At 32.8% G+C, this 18,748-nt stretch carries 21 protein-coding genes; 9 read left to right on the top strand and 12 right to left on the bottom strand.

Annotated features, from left to right (window positions below; translation table 11 throughout):
- Positions 1-72: 72 nt before the first annotated feature.
- A complete protein-coding gene (gene tagH / locus QQM35_RS04890) occupies positions 73-867 on the top strand; it encodes a teichoic acids export ABC transporter ATP-binding subunit TagH (RefSeq protein WP_251518821.1) in 795 nt (264 codons plus the stop codon).
- A 97-nt stretch (positions 868-964) separates the two neighbouring features.
- Here the strand turns inward: tagH and tarA are convergent, their stop codons facing one another.
- Positions 965-1,726 carry an N-acetylglucosaminyldiphosphoundecaprenol N-acetyl-beta-D-mannosaminyltransferase TarA gene (gene tarA / locus QQM35_RS04885; RefSeq protein WP_342610566.1) on the bottom strand — a complete coding sequence of 254 codons (762 nt, stop codon included), beginning with the start codon at positions 1,724-1,726 and terminating at the stop codon, positions 965-967.
- A gap of 211 nt (positions 1,727-1,937) precedes the next feature.
- Here tarA and QQM35_RS04880 point away from each other — a divergent pair, with 211 nt between their 5' ends.
- A complete protein-coding gene (locus QQM35_RS04880; protein WP_251518817.1) occupies positions 1,938-2,687 on the top strand; it encodes a M50 family metallopeptidase in 750 nt (249 codons plus the stop codon).
- Positions 2,688-2,814: 127 nt separating this feature from the next.
- On the opposite strand, the gene QQM35_RS04875 is transcribed toward QQM35_RS04880, so the two are convergent.
- Positions 2,815-3,465, bottom strand: coding sequence for a metal-dependent transcriptional regulator (locus QQM35_RS04875; RefSeq protein ID WP_251943363.1), 651 nt, complete (start codon positions 3,463-3,465; stop codon positions 2,815-2,817).
- 120 nt (positions 3,466-3,585) lie between these two features.
- Between QQM35_RS04875 and QQM35_RS04870 the strand changes: the two genes are divergently transcribed.
- Genes QQM35_RS04870 through mntC form a run of 3 tightly spaced genes read left to right on the top strand, consistent with a single transcriptional unit; the run spans position 3,586 to position 6,067 of the window.
- On the top strand, positions 3,586-4,314 hold the full coding sequence (locus QQM35_RS04870) for a metal ABC transporter ATP-binding protein (RefSeq protein WP_342610565.1): 729 nt from the start codon (positions 3,586-3,588) through the stop codon (positions 4,312-4,314).
- Complete coding sequence (locus tag QQM35_RS04865; RefSeq protein WP_418128323.1) at positions 4,314-5,147, top strand: metal ABC transporter permease; 834 nt, start codon at positions 4,314-4,316, stop codon at positions 5,145-5,147. Before QQM35_RS04870 ends, QQM35_RS04865 begins: the two co-directional genes overlap by 1 nt.
- Positions 5,144-6,067 (top strand): manganese ABC transporter substrate-binding lipoprotein MntC, encoded by a 924-nt coding sequence (mntC, locus tag QQM35_RS04860; protein ID WP_251518812.1) that lies wholly within the window; start codon positions 5,144-5,146, stop codon positions 6,065-6,067. The genes QQM35_RS04865 and mntC overlap by 4 nt, the downstream gene beginning before the upstream one ends.
- A gap of 292 nt (positions 6,068-6,359) precedes the next feature.
- Here the strand turns inward: mntC and QQM35_RS04855 are convergent, their stop codons facing one another.
- The 9 genes from QQM35_RS04855 to QQM35_RS04815 all read right to left on the bottom strand — a co-directional run bounded on the left by QQM35_RS04855 (position 6,360) and on the right by QQM35_RS04815 (position 15,201).
- Positions 6,360-8,411: a sodium:proton antiporter gene (locus tag QQM35_RS04855; protein ID WP_342610564.1), complete on the bottom strand. Its 2,052-nt coding sequence runs from the start codon at positions 8,409-8,411 to the stop codon at positions 6,360-6,362.
- 372 nt (positions 8,412-8,783) lie between these two features.
- Entirely contained in the window at positions 8,784-9,230 is a 447-nt protein-coding gene (locus QQM35_RS04850) for a Na+/H+ antiporter subunit G (protein ID WP_251518808.1), read from the bottom strand.
- Positions 9,205-9,507 (bottom strand): Na+/H+ antiporter Mnh2 subunit F, encoded by a 303-nt coding sequence (gene mnhF2, locus QQM35_RS04845; RefSeq protein ID WP_342610563.1) that lies wholly within the window; start codon positions 9,505-9,507, stop codon positions 9,205-9,207. The genes QQM35_RS04850 and mnhF2 overlap by 26 nt, the downstream gene beginning before the upstream one ends.
- Positions 9,504-9,986 carry a Na+/H+ antiporter Mnh2 subunit E gene (mnhE2, locus tag QQM35_RS04840; protein WP_251518803.1) on the bottom strand — a complete coding sequence of 161 codons (483 nt, stop codon included), beginning with the start codon at positions 9,984-9,986 and terminating at the stop codon, positions 9,504-9,506. Before mnhE2 ends, mnhF2 begins: the two co-directional genes overlap by 4 nt.
- Positions 9,986-11,488: a Na+/H+ antiporter Mnh2 subunit D gene (gene mnhD2 / locus QQM35_RS04835; protein ID WP_251518801.1), complete on the bottom strand. Its 1,503-nt coding sequence runs from the start codon at positions 11,486-11,488 to the stop codon at positions 9,986-9,988. The genes mnhE2 and mnhD2 overlap by 1 nt, the downstream gene beginning before the upstream one ends.
- Positions 11,481-11,822, bottom strand: coding sequence for a Na+/H+ antiporter Mnh2 subunit C (gene mnhC2 / locus QQM35_RS04830; protein ID WP_251518799.1), 342 nt, complete (start codon positions 11,820-11,822; stop codon positions 11,481-11,483). The genes mnhD2 and mnhC2 overlap by 8 nt, the downstream gene beginning before the upstream one ends.
- Positions 11,819-12,244 (bottom strand): Na+/H+ antiporter Mnh2 subunit B, encoded by a 426-nt coding sequence (mnhB2, locus tag QQM35_RS04825; protein WP_251518797.1) that lies wholly within the window; start codon positions 12,242-12,244, stop codon positions 11,819-11,821. Before mnhB2 ends, mnhC2 begins: the two co-directional genes overlap by 4 nt.
- Positions 12,231-14,627, bottom strand: a complete 2,397-nt coding sequence (locus QQM35_RS04820) for a DUF4040 family protein (protein ID WP_251943371.1) — start codon at positions 14,625-14,627, stop codon at positions 12,231-12,233. The genes mnhB2 and QQM35_RS04820 overlap by 14 nt, the downstream gene beginning before the upstream one ends.
- A gap of 22 nt (positions 14,628-14,649) precedes the next feature.
- Positions 14,650-15,201 carry a tyrosine-type recombinase/integrase gene (locus QQM35_RS04815; RefSeq protein WP_251518793.1) on the bottom strand — a complete coding sequence of 184 codons (552 nt, stop codon included), beginning with the start codon at positions 15,199-15,201 and terminating at the stop codon, positions 14,650-14,652.
- Between the two features lie 146 nt (positions 15,202-15,347).
- Between QQM35_RS04815 and sroA the strand changes: the two genes are divergently transcribed.
- The gene (gene sroA / locus QQM35_RS04810) at positions 15,348-15,554 is read left to right on the top strand and encodes a sigS mRNA-stabilizing protein SroA (RefSeq protein WP_251518791.1); all 207 of its coding nucleotides are present in this window, start codon (positions 15,348-15,350) and stop codon (positions 15,552-15,554) included.
- 13 nt (positions 15,555-15,567) lie between these two features.
- Complete coding sequence (locus QQM35_RS04805) at positions 15,568-15,780, top strand: DUF2922 domain-containing protein (protein ID WP_251518789.1); 213 nt, start codon at positions 15,568-15,570, stop codon at positions 15,778-15,780.
- A gap of 97 nt (positions 15,781-15,877) precedes the next feature.
- On the opposite strand, the gene QQM35_RS04800 is transcribed toward QQM35_RS04805, so the two are convergent.
- Complete coding sequence (locus QQM35_RS04800; RefSeq protein ID WP_251518787.1) at positions 15,878-16,114, bottom strand: hypothetical protein; 237 nt, start codon at positions 16,112-16,114, stop codon at positions 15,878-15,880.
- Positions 16,115-16,368: 254 nt separating this feature from the next.
- On the opposite strand from QQM35_RS04800, the gene QQM35_RS04795 reads away from it, so the two are divergent.
- Both QQM35_RS04795 and sarA read left to right on the top strand, forming a co-directional pair.
- Positions 16,369-17,298 (top strand): DMT family transporter, encoded by a 930-nt coding sequence (locus QQM35_RS04795; protein ID WP_342610562.1) that lies wholly within the window; start codon positions 16,369-16,371, stop codon positions 17,296-17,298.
- Between the two features lie 718 nt (positions 17,299-18,016).
- Positions 18,017-18,391 carry a global transcriptional regulator SarA gene (gene sarA, locus QQM35_RS04790; RefSeq protein ID WP_251943372.1) on the top strand — a complete coding sequence of 125 codons (375 nt, stop codon included), beginning with the start codon at positions 18,017-18,019 and terminating at the stop codon, positions 18,389-18,391.
- Positions 18,392-18,748 lie beyond the last annotated feature (357 nt).

The raw sequence follows: 18,748 nt of genomic DNA, 5'->3' as shown, positions 1-18,748 counted from the left end.
AGGTTAATAAATTTAACAACTATTATAATATATAATATAATGGAGCTAACTGTAAATAAGGAAGGTAGAAATATGACTGTATCGGTTAACATTGACCATGTAACAAAAGAATACCGAATTTATCGCAATAACAAAGAGCGTTTAAAGGATGCACTTTTACCCTTTAATAAAAATAAAACATTTTACGCATTAAACGACCTTTCACTTACAGCTTATGAAGGTGATGTTGTAGGTCTCGTAGGAATCAATGGCTCAGGAAAGTCTACCTTAAGTAATATGATAGGCGGTTCATTATCTCCTACGCATGGCAAGATTGAACGTAACGGTGATGTGAGTGTTATTGCTATCAACGCAGGTTTAAATGCCCAGTTAACAGGCATGGAAAACATCGAATTTAAGATGTTATGCATGGGCTTTACGCGTAAAGAAATCAAAAGACTCACACCTGAAGTAGTAGAATTTAGTGAACTCGGTGAATTTATTTATCAACCCGTTAAAAAATATTCTAGTGGTATGCGTGCTAAACTAGGTTTTTCAATCAATATCACTACAAATCCTGACATATTAGTGATTGATGAAGCATTATCTGTTGGTGACCAAACTTTCGCACAAAAATGTTTAGATAAAATTTATGAATATAAAGCACAAGGCAAAACGATTTTCTTCGTCAGCCATAACATGAAACAAGTACGTGAATTCTGTACTAAAATTGCTTGGATTGAAGGCGGCAAATTAAAGCAGTACGGTGAATTAGAAGATGTCTTACCGGAATATGAATCTTTCTTAAAAGGGTTCAAAAAGCGTTCAAAGAAAGAACAAAAGGCATTCCGCAAAAAATTAGATAGTTCTAGATTCGAAGTAAAATAACTCAATAATAAATTAACCACCCTAAACGTGATTTTTACGCTAAGGGTGGTTTTTATATTTCCTAATTTAATATTGTTGATTATCACATTTATAGTTCTTAAACGTGTTTACGCTTAAACATATTTTGTGATTTTAACACACTGAATAAATATTTTGGTATGACAGCCATTCTACCGATACGTTTCCAATCAATTAACAAACGATAAACCCATTCCAAGTTTAATCGTCTCATTAACATAGGTGCACGTTTCTTGGTTCCACTAAAGACTTCAATAGCGCCACCTACACCCATAAATAATGTTTGATTAAATGCATGTTGATGCTTTGCAATCCATTGTTCTTGTTTAGGATAACCCATACCAACAAATACATAATCAGGTTGAAAGTCTTGTATTCTCTTTGCAACAATTTCATCGTCTAATTCAATATAACCATGATGACTTGCGATTTCTATATTTGGATATTGTTGTTCAATATTATGTTGTGCTTGTTGTACAATCGAATCTTCGGCACCTAATAAGAAGACCTTTTGCTGTTTATAGTTGGCAATATCAAGACAACTTTCCATTAATTCGATACCTGGCACACGATCTTTCAGAGGTGTCTTTAAAATTCTGGAAGCTAAGACTACACCGATACCATCAGGAATAACAAAATCCGCTTTATTAATTAATTGCTGATATGATTTATGATGAAATGCATAATAAACAATTTCTGGATTTGCAGTTACGATGAACATATTTTGATGTTGCTGTGTATTGAAAAATTGATTAATGTTATGTTGCATATCAAATAAAGTAACATTATCAAAGCTTACAGATAACACATCAACTTTATTTTTCTCATTGATATGTGTCATAATGATTAACTCCTCACTCGCCCCAGTTGGACGACTACCTTTACATATTATTAACAATCTTAACACAAACATTACCTAGAGAAAATAAGTTAATAAAAAGATACATCTAAAGTCTAAATGCACAGATTATTATTTTGGATTATACTTAATGAATCATTAAGGAGTTAAACTTATATGGGAACATTAAAAAGTGATAAATTGGGGTTTTGCTATGACATTACTGAATAATTTTTTAAATACATCAATACAATTACATATTCTGTGGATCTTGTTTATCGCGCTTGCCTATATTGTGATTCACAATAATCGACTTAAACCCGTGAATCAATTTTTAGATATTTATTTAAATTATATCCCCGTACTTACACATGAGTTTGGGCATATTTTATTTAATAAAATAAGTGGCGGGAAAGCGAAAGATTTAGTAATTGTCGCTTTGCCGAAAGAACGTCAAGCTACTTCTCAACAAGGTTATGCGATTACACAATCTAAAGGACTCCTCGGCCAAGCGATTACGACATTAGGTGGTTATATCATGCCACCATTCATGCTTTATTTAAGCTTTTTAGCTGTGGAATTAAAATATCCGAGTATTTTTATATTTACATATTTAGTGATATTTATTTATTTTCTCGTCCTGACCTCTCGAAAGTTTTTACCCATTATTATCATTATTTTGTTAATCATACTATTATATTTTCTATTACAAAATAACGATCCGATTATCATGACTTATATCGTCCCAATTGTATATCACTTTATCGTAGGCGTATTGCTTGGCGAAGTCCTACAATCATCTTGGACAATTGTGAATCTAACGTTTAATGCTCAATCTATTACTTGGGACGGCAGTACATTAAAGGATTTAACCCACATACCAACTTTTATTTTTAGTATTGTTTGGATAGCGATTAACCTTCTAACCGTATACCATTTATTTGGACATTATTTACCTTGGTAGAATTACTTCAAATGCCTACATATTCACTTCATCACAATATAAAATAAGCCTCTCAAAAGATTTATTAAAATCTTTTGAGAGGCTTTACTCTTCGAATTTTTTAAATACACGTTTTTACTCTTCTTTATTATTCGCTGACCTCTGCATAAACATGTTGCGCATTGTCGTAACTTAACAAAATCGTGTCATCTGCTTTCTTTAAGATAATTACACGATTAGTTTCATCTTTATCTATGATTTTAACGGTTTCATCAATGTAAATGTTTTTACTCGTTAAATAAATGAGTAAATCAGTTTTATCACGGACACGTTTGATTTTTACACTTTCACCAGTCTGGTATTGCAATATATTTGATGTATATAACTCTTTATATTGATGATCTCTTGGAATAATACCACCGTGCGGACATGTCTTAGGGTAATCTAACAATTCATCCAATCGTTCGACAAATAACTTCGAAACTTTATGCTCTAATACCTCTGCCTCTTGATGGACCTCTTCCCAATTATATTTCAATATTTTAATTAAAAATAATTCAATTAATCGGTGGCGTTTAATGATATCTAAGGTGTAAGTCAAACCAGTTTCTGACAACTGAACCCCTTTATAAGGCTTGATGTTAACGTAACCTGATTTTTCCAATCGGTTAATCATCTCACTTACTGAGGGTGGCTTTATATTTAAGTATTGGGACAACGTTTTATTAGAAACAAAGGATTGATCACCATCATGCGTCAAAATAGCTTTCAAATAGTCTTCTTTTTCTTCAGTCAGCATTTTCTCACCTCTTAAATCATTCATCTTATTGTATCACGAAATAACTTGACACGCTAAAAGTTTCTGATATATAATAAAATAAATTAGGTTAACCTAAACTTTTAATTAAGGAGGTCTAAAGTGTTATCTATTAAAAATTTGAATTTAACTTTAGGTGTGAAACACGTCTTACATAACGTCACCTTAAACATTCCTATACAAGGAGAAATTATCGGTGTATTTGGTCCAAATGGTGCAGGAAAATCCTCACTTTTCAAATCTATTATTGGTGAATTTAAATATTCTGGTCAGATTAACTACCAAAATAAACCGATAACCAATCATCTCAAAGCCATTACCTACATACCTCAAAAATCACAAATTGATTTGGACTTTCCAATAGACGTGACAAACGTGATTATTTCTGGATCGTATAAAAATATAGGATGGTTTAAGAAAAAAGGACATGAAACGAAAGATAAGCTCAATGAATTACTCAAAAAGATGGAATTAGAGGATTTGAGACATCGCCAAATTTCTCAGTTAAGTGGTGGTCAGTTACAACGTGTATTAATCGCACGTGCATTAATGAGTGAGAGCGATATCTATTTACTCGACGAACCATTTGTAGGCGTGGATTTTCGTAGCGAACAAATTATAATGACCCAACTCAAACAGTTAAAGGAAGCAGGCAAGTTACTACTCATCGTTCACCACGATTTATCATCTGCTGAAACATATTTCGACCGTATCATTTTGATTAATAAAACGGTAAAGTTTTTTGGAGATAGCAAACAGGCAATGGAACCGGAACAAATCAATAGCGTTTTTCTTTCGGCCAACAAGGAAACGAAAGGAAGTTATGCATAGTGGATTTTTTACAACATTTATTCGATTATAAATTTTTAAATCATGCCTTTATTCTCTCGATTATCGTAGGGATTGTGTGTGGCACAGTTGGTTGTTTAATCATTCTTCGAGGACTGTCGTTAATGGGAGATGCGATGAGTCATGCTGTGTTACCAGGCGTTGCTTTATCTTATTACTTCGCAGTCCCGATGTTTTTCGGAGCGTTAGTAACTGGTATGGTTGCAAGCTTTTTTATCGGTTTTATTACAAAGAACAGTAAAACGAAGCCCGATGCCGCCATTGGTATTAGCTTTACAGCATTTCTAGCTTCAGGCGTCATTTTAATTAGTTTGATAAATAGTACAACAGATTTATACCATATTTTGTTTGGAAACTTATTAGCAGTTACAAACGAAACCTTTTGGTCAACGATTGGCGTAAGTGTTTTTGTCATGGTCCTCATCATCGTATTTTATAGACCACTAATGATTTCAACTTTCGATCCAACTTTCAGTAGACTAAGTGGATTAAAAACAACATTTTTACATTATTTCGTTATGTTGTTACTGTCTCTTGTCACTGTAGCAAGTATACAGACAGTAGGTATTATATTAGTTGTCGCCTTATTAATTACGCCCGCTTCAGCGGCCTTTTTAATCGCGAAACGTTTATCCACGATGATGATCATTTCAAGTTTAATTAGTACGATAAGTGCAATCATCGGTCTTTATTTTAGTTATATATACAATATTCCGAGTGGAGCAACTATCGTATTATGTGCCTTTAGTATATATATCATTATTTTTATTTATAAAAAGTTAACTATTTTAACAAGGAAAGGACAAACAACATGAAAAAACTATTCGTAATTATGCTCTTTACTATGCTCATATTAACTGGGTGTAATACACATAAAAATAACGCATCAGACCACGAAAAGTTAAAAATTGTAACAACGAACTCTATTATTTACGACATGGTAAAAAACATTGGTGGCGATGACGTCGAAGTACATAGCATCGTACCCATTGGTCAAGATCCACACGAATATGAAGTAAAACCAAAAGATATTAAGGCGTTAACTGATGCTGATATTGTGTTTTACAATGGATTAAATTTAGAGTCAGGCAATGGTTGGTTCGATAAAGCATTAGACCAAGCTGGTAAATCTACGAAAGACAATTCAGTCATTCAAGTATCTAAAAAGGTTAAACCACTTTACTTAAATAACGAAAAAGGCAATGCGTCCAAACAAGACCCGCATGCTTGGTTAAGTTTAGAAAATGGCATTAAATATGCTAAAACGATTCAAGAAACACTTATTAAAAAAGATCACAAACACGCAACAACGATTAAAAAACGTAGCCACAACTACATAGACAAATTGGAAACGTTAAACAAGAAGAGTCATCGCTTATTCAAAGATATTCCTAAAAAAGAACGTTCTATGATTACAAGCGAAGGTGCGTTTAAATATTTCTCAAAGCAATATGACATCAACTCGGGTTATATATGGGAAATCAATACAGAAAAGCAAGGGACACCTAACCAAATGAAACAAGCAATTTCATTTGTAAAACAACACAAGCTTAAACATCTTCTTGTTGAAACAAGTGTCGATAAAAAATCAATGAAAAGTTTAAGTGAAGATACGAACAAAGATATTTATGGTGAAGTGTTTACTGACTCCATCGGTCCAAAAGACTCAGATGGTAACTCCTATTACGATATGATGAAACATAACATAGACACGATTCATAAAAGCATGAAATAACGAGCAGGCTATTTTAAGAATTGAGACTTAACCACAGTAATCACCTCAAGTTAAATCTCAATTCTGAATAGTTCCATGCCGTACGTTATCCTCCCCTAGTACGTACGGCATGGCGGTATTCAATAGCCCCAATCAATGAGAGCATTACTATTATATAATAATGTTTTTATAATCTAGTACTGCCTAGGCACAGCTAACTCAGTTTGAAATAAGTTTCATATTCCCTTTTTCGTGTAAGTTAGTAGTTGCCAATAAAAAGGCTGGGAAATATAAGATTTCCCAGCCTTTTTATTTAATCTGTTAAGCGATCTACGATAATCATTTCATCATAGTTAATCGTTTCACGAATTTTCAATGCAGTTGCTTCGCTCACCTTTTCATCTTCAATCATTTGTCCTAAAATACGGCGTTGTTCTCTCAATGCTGTGAGTTTAATTTTCGTTATAGAAGTTTCCTTTTGAGGACTTAAGAAGTTTGAAGGCGTTAAGTTTTCAGAACGAATTAAATAACTATCGCCGACCATACCAATTTCAAGTTTATTATCTTCAGTTGTTTCTTCAACTAGTCGTGTAACCACATCATAGTGTACATGACGCATGACAGCTGAAATTTCTTTTAAATTTTCAATAATTGATAAAGATGATGCAGCATTCACTCTCATGTTGCGTTTCATTCTCTTTCTCAAAATAAGTAATTTCCCTTTTAACTTCAATCTTTGCAATAACGTTGCCTGCTTATAAATTTGTGTTCTTTCAGAATATCGAATGTAGTTATCTAAAATACTAGATGTAATTTTGCCTTCTTCGACTAATTTATTAAGCGTTTGATTTTCCACATCGAAGGCTATCGCTTGTAGTCTTTGAAGCTCTTTCGTGTTTTCATCGTCCTTTTCAACAGTTCTTATGAACGCAAGCTTGTCATGATAGTCTTTTATTACATTACCATATTGGAAACTAGATTCGATTGAAGACATTTGATGTAAATTATCTATCACTTTTTCCAATATATAAATACGTGCTTGTTTAAAGTTCATCCCTTTATCTTCTGGTTCTACGATTGAAGGTGTGACGAGTGGCAATACAAACTGTGCCACGATGAGACTTATCAATACCATACCTGAAGATATGAATAATAAATCATCACGGAAAGTAAATGCTTTTTGATTCGCCAATAAGTGCGGTAAAGTCAATGCAATTGCCAATGAGATTGTTCCATGAACACCACATAGTGACATGATAAAAGCATATTTTCTACGTTTAGGTGGTGTTTCAGTTACAGCCTGATCTTCTTCGTTTTGTGTAATCATTTTTTGGAATGGGCTGACAGGTAAGTAGAAATATGGATAGAGCACTAACACCCATAAGAATCTAAACGCATAAACAGCAAGTGCGATAAGACAAGTGATTATAATTAAAAATAACAAATTCTCTGGTTCATGTTTAATAATACGTCCTACAACTTCAGGTATGAGATAACCTAAGATCGAGAATACAAAGCCATTTAACGCATAACTCAATATATTCCAAGTATGATTGTAACTCATTTGAAGTTGTGTCCTAGATTGGGCAATTCGATCACGTTCAAATCCATGGATGAGTCCTGCAACGACTGCTGCAATAATGCCTGACGCATGAAACATTTCAGCTACAAGATAAGTAACGAAAGGCGTCATTAATTGGATAAAGGTAAACATATTAATATTTTCTATACTTCGGCGTGATAACGTCACTCTGAAACGTACCAATGCCATACCAATAATAAATCCTACGACTAAACCACCTATAGAGGAAATTAGGAATTGTTCAACCGCCTGTCCTATTGAAAATACGCCCGTCACTAATGCGCCGACTGCTATTTTAAAAGAAATAATACCAGCAGCATCATTTAACAGCGATTCACCTTCAAGAATTGTCATAGAACCTTTCGGCAAGACTTTACCTTTAGTGATTGCTTGCACCGCTACCGCATCTGTCGGACAAAGAATAGCTGCTAATGCAAAAGCGGCTGCCATAGGTAAATCAGGCCAAATCCAATGTACAAAGAAACCTACGACAATAACAGTTGTAAATACAAGGCCTAACGCCATCATCAACACAGGTTTAATATACCGTTTCAAATGTACTCTGGATACATCGACACCTTCAACAAATAATAATGGAGCGATTAAAACAACCATAAATAATTCAGAATCGAAGTTAAATTCCACGGGGATAGGTGTAACATAAAGTAACACACCTAGTATAATTTGAATAAAAGCAAGTGGGACTTTAGAAAGGAATATATGTACTAAAGAACTAATAATAACTAAAGCCAAAAATATGAGTAGTGTTTCAAATAGTTGCAAAGTTTCACCTCTTACATCTTATTTTGTGATTGATTATTTGTGGAGGTTGAAACAAATATAAACTGCTGAAGCTAAATGTGTCTCAATCTCTAATTTGTCATTTACTGAATGTTCTGACAACAACTATTTAACTTATATTAAGCACAGGCACCTTATATCATTTTTAACCCATGCTAAATTTCTCAATAAATTAAACATACAATTACACTCGAATTAATTTTACCATTATTTTTGTTATTGATTAAATGTCTTGCTCTATTTTACTTATAATTACATTACTTTTAATTATTTTATATTATTTAAATATATATAGAAAAACCTATTCGCAATCTATTATCTCACAGATTACAAATAGGTTATTACATTTTTATTTTAATCTTCATCAGTTGTTTCAGCATAGTCACGTCTTCGCGCCTCGCGTGCTTCCGCTCTTTTCTTTAATTGTTCAAACGTATTATTTTCATTGGAACTTAATAAAATACTCGTTCCTCTAGGTGCATCACTCTTACGGTACATATAGGCGCCATTTCTATAGGCCGCTCGAGCAATCAAATGGCCTCCCACAGGCGAAGTCAAGTTGATAAATACGAGTGCTAATATTAAACGAACACTGATGTATCCTTGGGAAGAGATAAAGTAAATAATAACGCCAACTAAAGTGAGTAATATGGATAGTGTCGAACTCTTGGTTGAGGCATGACTTCGTAAAAATACATCTTGGAATTTAATCAATCCAATCGCACTAATCAAAGCAATAATACTACCTAAAAACATCATAATCGCTGCGATAAGATTAACGCTTTCGTTTACTGTTGGCATGGAAGACGTGCCCCCCTTCGATAAATCGTGAAATCGATACAGAACTTACAAATGAAATAATAGCAATGAGCAATATTGAATCTAAAAATGTGAAAGTCCCAAATATTATACTTAAAACACCCACGATAGACATGAGCACCGCACTAACCGTATCAAATGCGACGACTCTATCTGAAGTCGTTGGACCTTTAATGATTCTGAATAATGTTAACAACAACGCAATACCGAAAATAACAAGTGAACTGGTAATGAAAAAGTTAATTAATATATCTATCATTCCGTCACCTCCAAAATGAGACTTTCATATTGTTGAATGCTTTTAAGTAATTTCTGTTTCTCTTTTTCCGAAATATCTATGGCATGAATGAAGAATTTCTGCTTTTGCTTTGAGATACGCAACACTGTAGACCCCGGAGTAATAATGATTAAGATCGTTAAAAAAGTGACTTCCCAGTCACTAGTCAGCTTTGTTTCATATGCTACGAGTCCTGGATTGATACGCTTTGTTTTAAATAAAATATAATTAATTGTCGAAATACTTGAAGTAACGAGTTGGTATAAATATACTGCTAAAAATTTTACAGCTACCCATACTTTTTTCAGGTAAAATTGTTGTCCAAAAAAACGATGTAATATATAAATTACGATGACACCGATTAAATATCCTGCAAAGAATGTCGAGGCTTTAAATGCTTCTTCGTCTTGGAATAAGACCCATAATAAAGCAATGACAATATTGAGTAAGACTTGTCTCATTATTTAGCCTCCTTTACAAGATGAGGATTGACTGTTTGTTCATATAAACCATCTTTATAATTTAACTCGGTAGCTTTATTAGTGACGCTTAATAAGACAGGTGCAGCTATTCCGATAAACATAACAGCCGTTAATAATATGCCAAAGAGCACTTTACGATATTTAGGAATAGATAGGTAATCTTTGTGCTCTCCTTTTTCACTATTTCCGAAGTACATGACGAAGAAAATTCGGAACAAACTATACATTGCAATCAGACTCGTTACCACCATCATACCTAACGCGACATAATTTCCATTTTGTATCGCACCTTGGAAAATTAATAATTTCCCAGGAAATCCACTAAACGGAGGAACGCCACCAATTGCAAGAATCATAATTACAAATACTACACCGAAGAATGGCTCTTTCTTCGCCAATCCTTTGAGATGGCGAAAATGACGGTGTCCAGTAACGTAAACTAAGCTACCGATAACAAAGAATAGTAGTGTTTTTACGACAATATCATTCGTTAAATAATAGATTGCCCCGTTCGTCCCAGCGAAAGTATGTGTACCAAGCCCTAATATGATGAATCCTATCGATATAATCACTTGATAGGCAGCTATTTTTTTCATATCAGTGTATGCGAGCACACCAAATGCACCAATAATCATCGTCAAACACGACAAGAAGATCATAAGATTGTGCGTAAGACCTACTTTTTCATCAAAGATTAATGTAAAGAATCGAATCAATGCATAGGCACCTACTTTCGTCATTAACGAAGCGAATAATGCTGCAAGTTCAGTATTTAACACTGCATAGGCTTTCGGTAACCACATAAAGAGGACCAACGCAGCTTTAGCACTAAATGCCACGAGAAAAATCATCGAAATAATGAAAACTGCACTGTTGTCATGCATGTTTCCTATGCGTTGTGCAACTAACGCAAAATTGAGTGTGCCAGTTAACTTATAGAGTAATCCAACCCCAAGTAATAACAACCATGAGCCAATAATATTTAAGACTACGTATATAATTGCTGCACGTAGCTGTTCAACTGATTGGCCTAATGTGATAAGTACGAACGAGGCTAATAACATGACCTCAAACATGACATAAACATTAAATAAATCTGCTGTTAAAAATGAGCCAATCACACCAACTGTTAGGAATAAAATAAAACTTGGTAAATAATAACGGATTGCTCTTTTTTCAGCACGACCAAAGCCATATGACAAGATAAGCGTTACGACAAAGCTCGATGTCGTTACTAATAGTAAACTCAACTCATCACCAACAAATTGAATACCATAAGGTGCTTTCCAACCACCGAAATCTAATACAATCGGTTTATATCTCATAACATGTATTAATAAATATAAGGAAATGAGCGTCGTAAGCGCCATTACACCGATAGATAACACACGTGATAATCTACTTTGAGTTCGGACAAAAGCAAGAATTAATCCACAGACGGCTGGAAGTAACAATGGAAAGATTAATAAATTACTAATCATTCTCTTCACCTCTCAACACGTCAATTTCGTCCTCTTTCGTCACACGATACGTTCTATATACGAGCACAAGTAAAAACGCTGTCATCGCAAAGCCAATGACGATCGCAGTCAGCACGATTGCTTGTAATAATGGATCAACATATGCCGTATTACCAGAACCTATCAATGGTTCATTCATATGCTTATTATATTTCCCCATGCTCATAATGATGAGGTTGCCTGCATGAGTAAAAATAGAAATACCGATAACGATACGGATTAAATTCACTGACAGAACCATGTACGTTCCAATAAATATTAAAAATCCTATAACTAATAACAATAAAATATTCATGAACGACCCCCACTTATCGACAACATCACAGTCACTACTACACCAACAACTGCTAAAACGATGCCCGCTTCAAATAGTGTCACTGTAGTCACATGTACTTCACCTAATATAGGAAAATGAATGTGTGCGTCCGTTTGATAGAGGAATGGTTTACCAAAAAACATTGGTAAAACTGCCGTAACAAATGAAATTAACGAACCAATAATCATTAATATTCTAAAATCCAGCGGCAATGAAACTAATACCTTTTTGACATCAAAGGCCAAGAACATGAGTAAAAACGCTGAACTGAAAATCAATCCGCCAATGAAGCCACCGCCAGGATTATTATGTCCTGCTAAAAACAAATAAAATCCAAACGTTAACAGAATAAAAACGACAATTTTTGTCACGGTTTTTAATACAACGTCATTCTCTTTCATCTTGACCCCTCCTATCTTTAAAGTTAAGTAACGTATAAATACCTAAACCAGCGATAATCAATACTAAGCCTTCAAATAATGTATCCAATGCACGGAAATCACCTAAGATAGCATTAACAATATTTTTACCACCTGTTAATTTATATGCTTGATGATAATAAGTAGAAATTGAAGACATCGCATCACTTTGTTGAGCTATAAATACGAGTGTCACGACCGTGATTGCCATCATTAATGAAACACCAATTTTAATAGCTTCTCGACGTTTATGTACCTTGGATCTTGGCACGTTAGGTAATCTAGAGAAACTGACGATGAATAAAATTGTGGTAATCGTCTCAACAACGAGTTGTGTTAAAGCTAAATCAGGTGCTTTCATTAAAATGAAAAAGATTGTGACACAATAACCAATGATTCCATTTAATATGACCATCGTCAGACGTTGACGTATAAATATTAATGCAATACCAATGATAAATACTACCACCAAGGTAATCACTTCTAACGGGCCAAATCCGCTGACATGTATGAGATGTACTTTAGGCATACCTATTTGAATCATTCCATAAAAAACAATGCCAATAAATATGAGCAACGTAAGAATAATATAATGATTCAATCGGTTATTCATTAACCCCCGTATACTTTTACCAGAATAATGTTCAAACTGTTTAAAAGTATTTAAATACATACTAGAGATAGATTGTTCTGATGTAATTGCGCTATACCTTTTCCAGTTAACTTTAAGTGCACCGAGTATACCGATGAGGATAACAATAACACTTAATAATAATGGTAAATTAAATCCATGCCATTGAGAGACATGCGGTGCGAACTTATCTACCTTCTCTCCAACTGTAATACTTCTTAGCGCTGGTAATACAATAAAATGACCAAACACGTTAGGAACCACAAATATGATTGGAAGTAACAACATCATGATGCCGGAAGGTAAGAGGAATTTAAGTGGTTCATGTACAGGTGTTGGCGCTTGCTCGGGCTTTTCAAAATCACCCCAAAATACCTCTTTAATCATGTATAATGCATAAATTAACGTAAAAATACTCGCTATCACGCCGATTGAAGTAATTATAATGGTCAACACAATATTGAATTGTGGTAATTTGGATGCATGCACGAGTCCATCAAAGAACATTTCTTTACTTAAAAAGCCATTTAAAAACGGTATCCCTGCCATAGATAAAGCCGAAAGTAACATAATGATATGCGTTAGAGGCAAGACCTTTTTCAAACCAGATAATTTACGGATATCTCGTGTTCCTGTTTCATGATCAATAATGCCTACCCCCATGAACAATGCCCCTTTAAATAGTGCATGATTCATCAAATGGAAGATTGCTGCAAATAAGATTAAGCTGTAACTTTGTGCTAATGCACCTGTACTATTTTGTGCAAAACCACTTCCTAACCCGACCATGGAAACAATCATACCTAATTGACTGATAGTAGAAAATGCAAGAATGCCTTTTAAATCATATTGTCGGATTGCATTGATAGCACCGTAAATCATCGTTACGAGACCTACAAAAGTGACCACATAAAAATAAAAGTTACTTAGACCGAGTAACGGTGTCAATCTCAATAATAGGAAGATACCGGCTTTTACCATTGTAGCTGAATGTAAATAAGCACTAACTGGCGTTGGGGCTGCCATTGCTTTAGGTAACCAAACATGAAATGGAAATTGTGCAGATTTAGTAAAGGCACCGATTAATATCATAATAATGATTGGTATGAATAAAGTACTATGTGCAATCTCATCACTATGTTTCAATATTGAAGTAATAGTGAATGTACCGGTAATTGTGTAAATCATAATAAAACCGATAAGCATTGCTAAGCCACCAAACACCGTAATGACGAACGACTGCATGGCGCCAAATTGACTTTTACCCTTACTATACCAATATGAAATGAGTAAAAACGAAGCAACACTCGTTAGTTCCCAGAAGATATATAGAACCACTAAGTTATTTGAAGTTACTATTCCTAACATACTTAACATAAACAGTATTAAATAAATATAAAATCGCGGTAAATGGTCATAATCCTTAGATAAATATTGTGTTGCGTAATAAAATACTGCCACGCCTATTAGCGAGATAAGTAAACTGAAAAATAAACTCAACCCATCTATTCTAAAATCAAGGTTAATATTCAAATTAGACATCCAAGGTATATGCACATTAATATAATGTCCATTTAACACCTTTGGTAACTGTACTAAAAAATAAATAGATGTGATTACTGGTGCTAATAATGCAATGTAACCGCTGAGTCGTTGTAGTTGATCATTTAAACAAGTTACTAATAGCACACACATGATTAGCAACAGCATACAAAATATTACGATTAAACTCATCATCTACCCCCTTCCCTAAAGTTTATAAATTTAATGCAATTGTGGTTTTACTTTTTTGAGTAGAAATGCCAATAAATTTCATCGTTTCGAATGTTGTTTGATGACCTAAATATTTCTGAATAATAGAAATAGAGATACCTGATTGGTATGCATGATATGCAAACGTCTTTCTCAACGTAGTCAATCCAATATGTACCATACCTAACTCAGCCGCAGCTGAATGAATAATGCGGTAAGCTTGTTGTCTAGACAAACAGTTTGCAGTTCGATTTGATTGAAATAACAAACCATCATCTTCTAACTGTTCTACTTTAATATATTGGGATAACTCGTCACGGAGTAAGTCAGGTAACTGGATATAGATATCCGGCGCTTGTTGTTCTACCCAATAAGCCTTTACATCCCCTTCTGAATCTTTAATATCATTTACCTTCATATTTAATAAATCACTGAGTTTCACTCCGGTATGTATTGCAAATTTAAATAATAAATAGTCTCTCGTCGATTTATGTTGTAAAACATCATACATCGCAGTAATTTCTTCAATTTCCCTTATTGGATCAACTTGATTCAACTTCGTCACCTCTTTTTTAATGTTCCTTATTTAAGGATATAATATATTTTAGTAACAATAAAGTATTTAAGCTAAATTTTCAGAAATTTATTTGTCCAATTGCGCTATTTTTTTCGATATATATAAGTGAAAGGAGGGAAATCATCATGAATAATATTAATAAGTTAGAAGTTACTATGTCGCGCAATACAAATGATAAAGACGGCAAACCTGTTACTTATAAACGCCACTTCTCAAACTTAAACACTTCAGCAACGCACGACCAATTAAAGAGTTTTCAAGCTATTATTGAAAAACTAACTGGCGAACGATTCGAAAAACTTGAAGTTATTACTACAGAACAAATTAAATAAGGAGGAAAAATTAATGACACAAACTTTAGAACTTTTATTCAATGATGCTGTTAACAAAACAATTAAGTTACAAATTCCTAAAATTGAACACTTCACGCATGATTCAGTGATTAAAGAGAGCATGAAAGATATGCTTGCTTTAGATATACTACGCCCTAAAACAGGCATTCCGACAGATATCCAATCTGCTCAAATTATAGATAAAACGACGAAAGTATTGTTCTAAACTTTATAATACCCAGTCAATAAAATCAGTAATTCATTTATTTAAATTCATAGAAAATAAACGCCCTAGTAGAGAACGCCTATAATCTCTGCTAGGGCTATTTATGTTTAAGTGGTCTCAATCTCACTGTATCTCCAAAGAATATTTTCTTTTCTCCTAACTTTTCGCACATCGCATATTGGTCAAATACCTCAGTGACTTGAGCTAAGTTTTTATAAGATCTACGCGGGTTAAGCACCTCGATAAATTGATTTTTCACAATACCGATGTCATGACCAGCACCAATGAAAAATATATCTTCATTCAAAAGACGTATGATATTTAATTGCTTCAATATATTTTCTCACTCGTTTCTAATGTGATTATGACTATTTTAAATAATAGTATTTACCATGTATTCCTTTGGCAAATTGGAATTTATTAATTACTAACTTAAAAGTAATCACTAATTATATTTTAATGTATTTTGTGTATTGTGTACATCATTTTTTTATTATGTAATTAAACACATCAAAAAAATCGGTTTAATGGGAAATTATTTTACAATAAACTATAATGATTTTACAACTACATATAAAAGGTGATTCTATGTTTTTACTTTATTGTTTAGGTATCATTGCCGGAATGGTGCTACCTTTTCAAACTTCAATCAATTCACGATTAAGTCTTTATACTAAATCTTCTTTTTATGCGTCGACGATATCTTTTGCTACGGGTACTGTTTTCTTAATTTTTTTAAATTTATGTATTAACCCGCACGTATTTACGCCACATTTTTACGAATCACAATCATTCAATTATTTATGGTTTTGTGGTGGATTATTAGGTGTAATATTCCTGACAGGAAATTTATTACTATTACCTCGGTTAGGCGCTTCGTTAACCGTTGTGATCACTGTTGCCGGACAAATTATTATGGGTATCATCATCGATACGTTTGGTTTCTTTGGTGCTAATGTAGAATCGTTTACATGGTTAAAGGCGCTTGGGATAGTGTTATTACTTTTTGGCATTATTTTAATGAATTATGTGCGAGAGCAAAACACTACATCGGTTCAAAATACAAACACGCGCTTATGGCTAATACTAGGGTTTTGCTTTGGATTTTGTCCTCCAGTACAAACTGCCATTAATAGTGCTTTAGGAAAGCAACTACATTCATCTTTTATGGCTTCACTCGTATCATTTGCTGTCGGGACTATTGCTTTATTTATGTTGACGCTTATCTTTAATCGCAGTTTAAAAATGACAAAACATCATAAACAACAAGGACGTTTAAAACCTGTGTATTTTATAGGTGGTTTGTTAGGTGTAGTATTTGTAACTACAAATATTATTTTAATGCCTCATCTTGGAGCTGCTTTAACAACCATCATTGTTATGCTCGGTCAAATGTTGATGGGACTTATCATTGATCATTTCGGTTTATTAGGCACACATGTAAATAAAGTCACTACAAGAAAAATAATCGGTATCACAGCTATTTTGGTTGGCATAATTATATTACGTTTATTTTAAAAATATTACATTTATTTATTGATAAAATCGTTATAAAGTTGCGACTTGCGAATCAAACACAATAAATATTTATCATTATTATTTTCAAAGAAATCCTTATAAACTTTAGTCTTATTGCAATCACATTTTGCTAGACCCTTCGTAAAATTTATTATTGTAATATTTCTTAAAAGAAAAAGTTGATACACCAAAAGTTTATCAGCAATATTAAATTTATAGTAATTATTTTACGATTAAATTATAATTTTATTAAAACCGTTAATCTGGTGTGATAATGGGTATTATTGTTTATATATTAAAGTTTCATTTTCTGAAATTTAGTGATGCTTTAATTAAATTATATGTAACATATGGATAGATTGTGTACACATCGTAAATATAATTTTTTTGAACGTTTTATTTTCTAGTATTATATTTATTGAATGACAAAAAATTGAAATGGTGTGAAATAAATATATATAAAATTTTGGGTAAGTTAATTATTCAATTTATAGCTTATTCCATTGTTGTGTTGCTTAAACATTTTTTTGTTTACTTTTTATTTTCATTTAGTTATAATTAACTAAATAATAGAGGCTTTAATATATTCATCATGAATATAATTAAGCCATAAATTATTGTAGGTGTTTGAATACCTAAACAATTTAAGCTAGGCAATGATACAAAAATATAATTATTATGTATTCTAAAAGGCTATTTCAAATAGGGAGGAATTTCAATGGCTATTTCAAAAATCAATGATTGCTTTGAATTATTAGCTATGGTTACATATGCTGATAAATTAAAAGGAATTATTAAAAAAGAATTTTCAGTCAGTTTTGAAGAATTTGCAGTATTAACGTATATCAGTGAAAATGAAAGTGAAGAATATTATTTAAAAGATATTATTAATCACTTAAATTACAAACAACCACAAGTTGTAAAAGCTGTTAAAAACTTATCTCAAGAAGATTATTTCGCTAAAAAGCGTAATGAACACGATGAGAGAACAGTATTAATCTTAGTTAATAAAAAGCAACGTAAAAAAATCAATGAACTATTAACACGCGTTAATGACCGAATTAAAGAAGCAAACGACAACAAAGAAGTTTAATTAATATCACATTCACACAACAAATAAAACGTGTGTACCTTATAAATACACTATTCATATTTTATAAACGTATATGCGTCTGGAATATCACGTTCACAGACCGAGAAAAGGCAATTTCTATTGAAAAATATAGAAATTGCCTTTTCTATTTTTATACAATGAAAGTATCTTATTTTAATAATTATTAACTATAAGATTTGGTTAAAGTTTGAACAGGACATATTGAAAGTGAAGCTCGTACAAATTATATAAATAAAATAATACAAAGCCCATTTCAAAGATTGAATGAACCTTTGAGATGGACTTTTTTCAATAATTTACTATACATATTCAAGTATAACATTGAAATATTTTTAA

The organism is Staphylococcus hsinchuensis, assembly GCF_038789205.1.
In the GTDB taxonomy this organism is placed as follows: Bacteria; Bacillota; Bacilli; order Staphylococcales; family Staphylococcaceae; genus Staphylococcus; species Staphylococcus hsinchuensis.
Note: the sequence above shows the minus strand (reverse complement) of the source record. Positions and strands in the feature narration are given on the sequence as shown.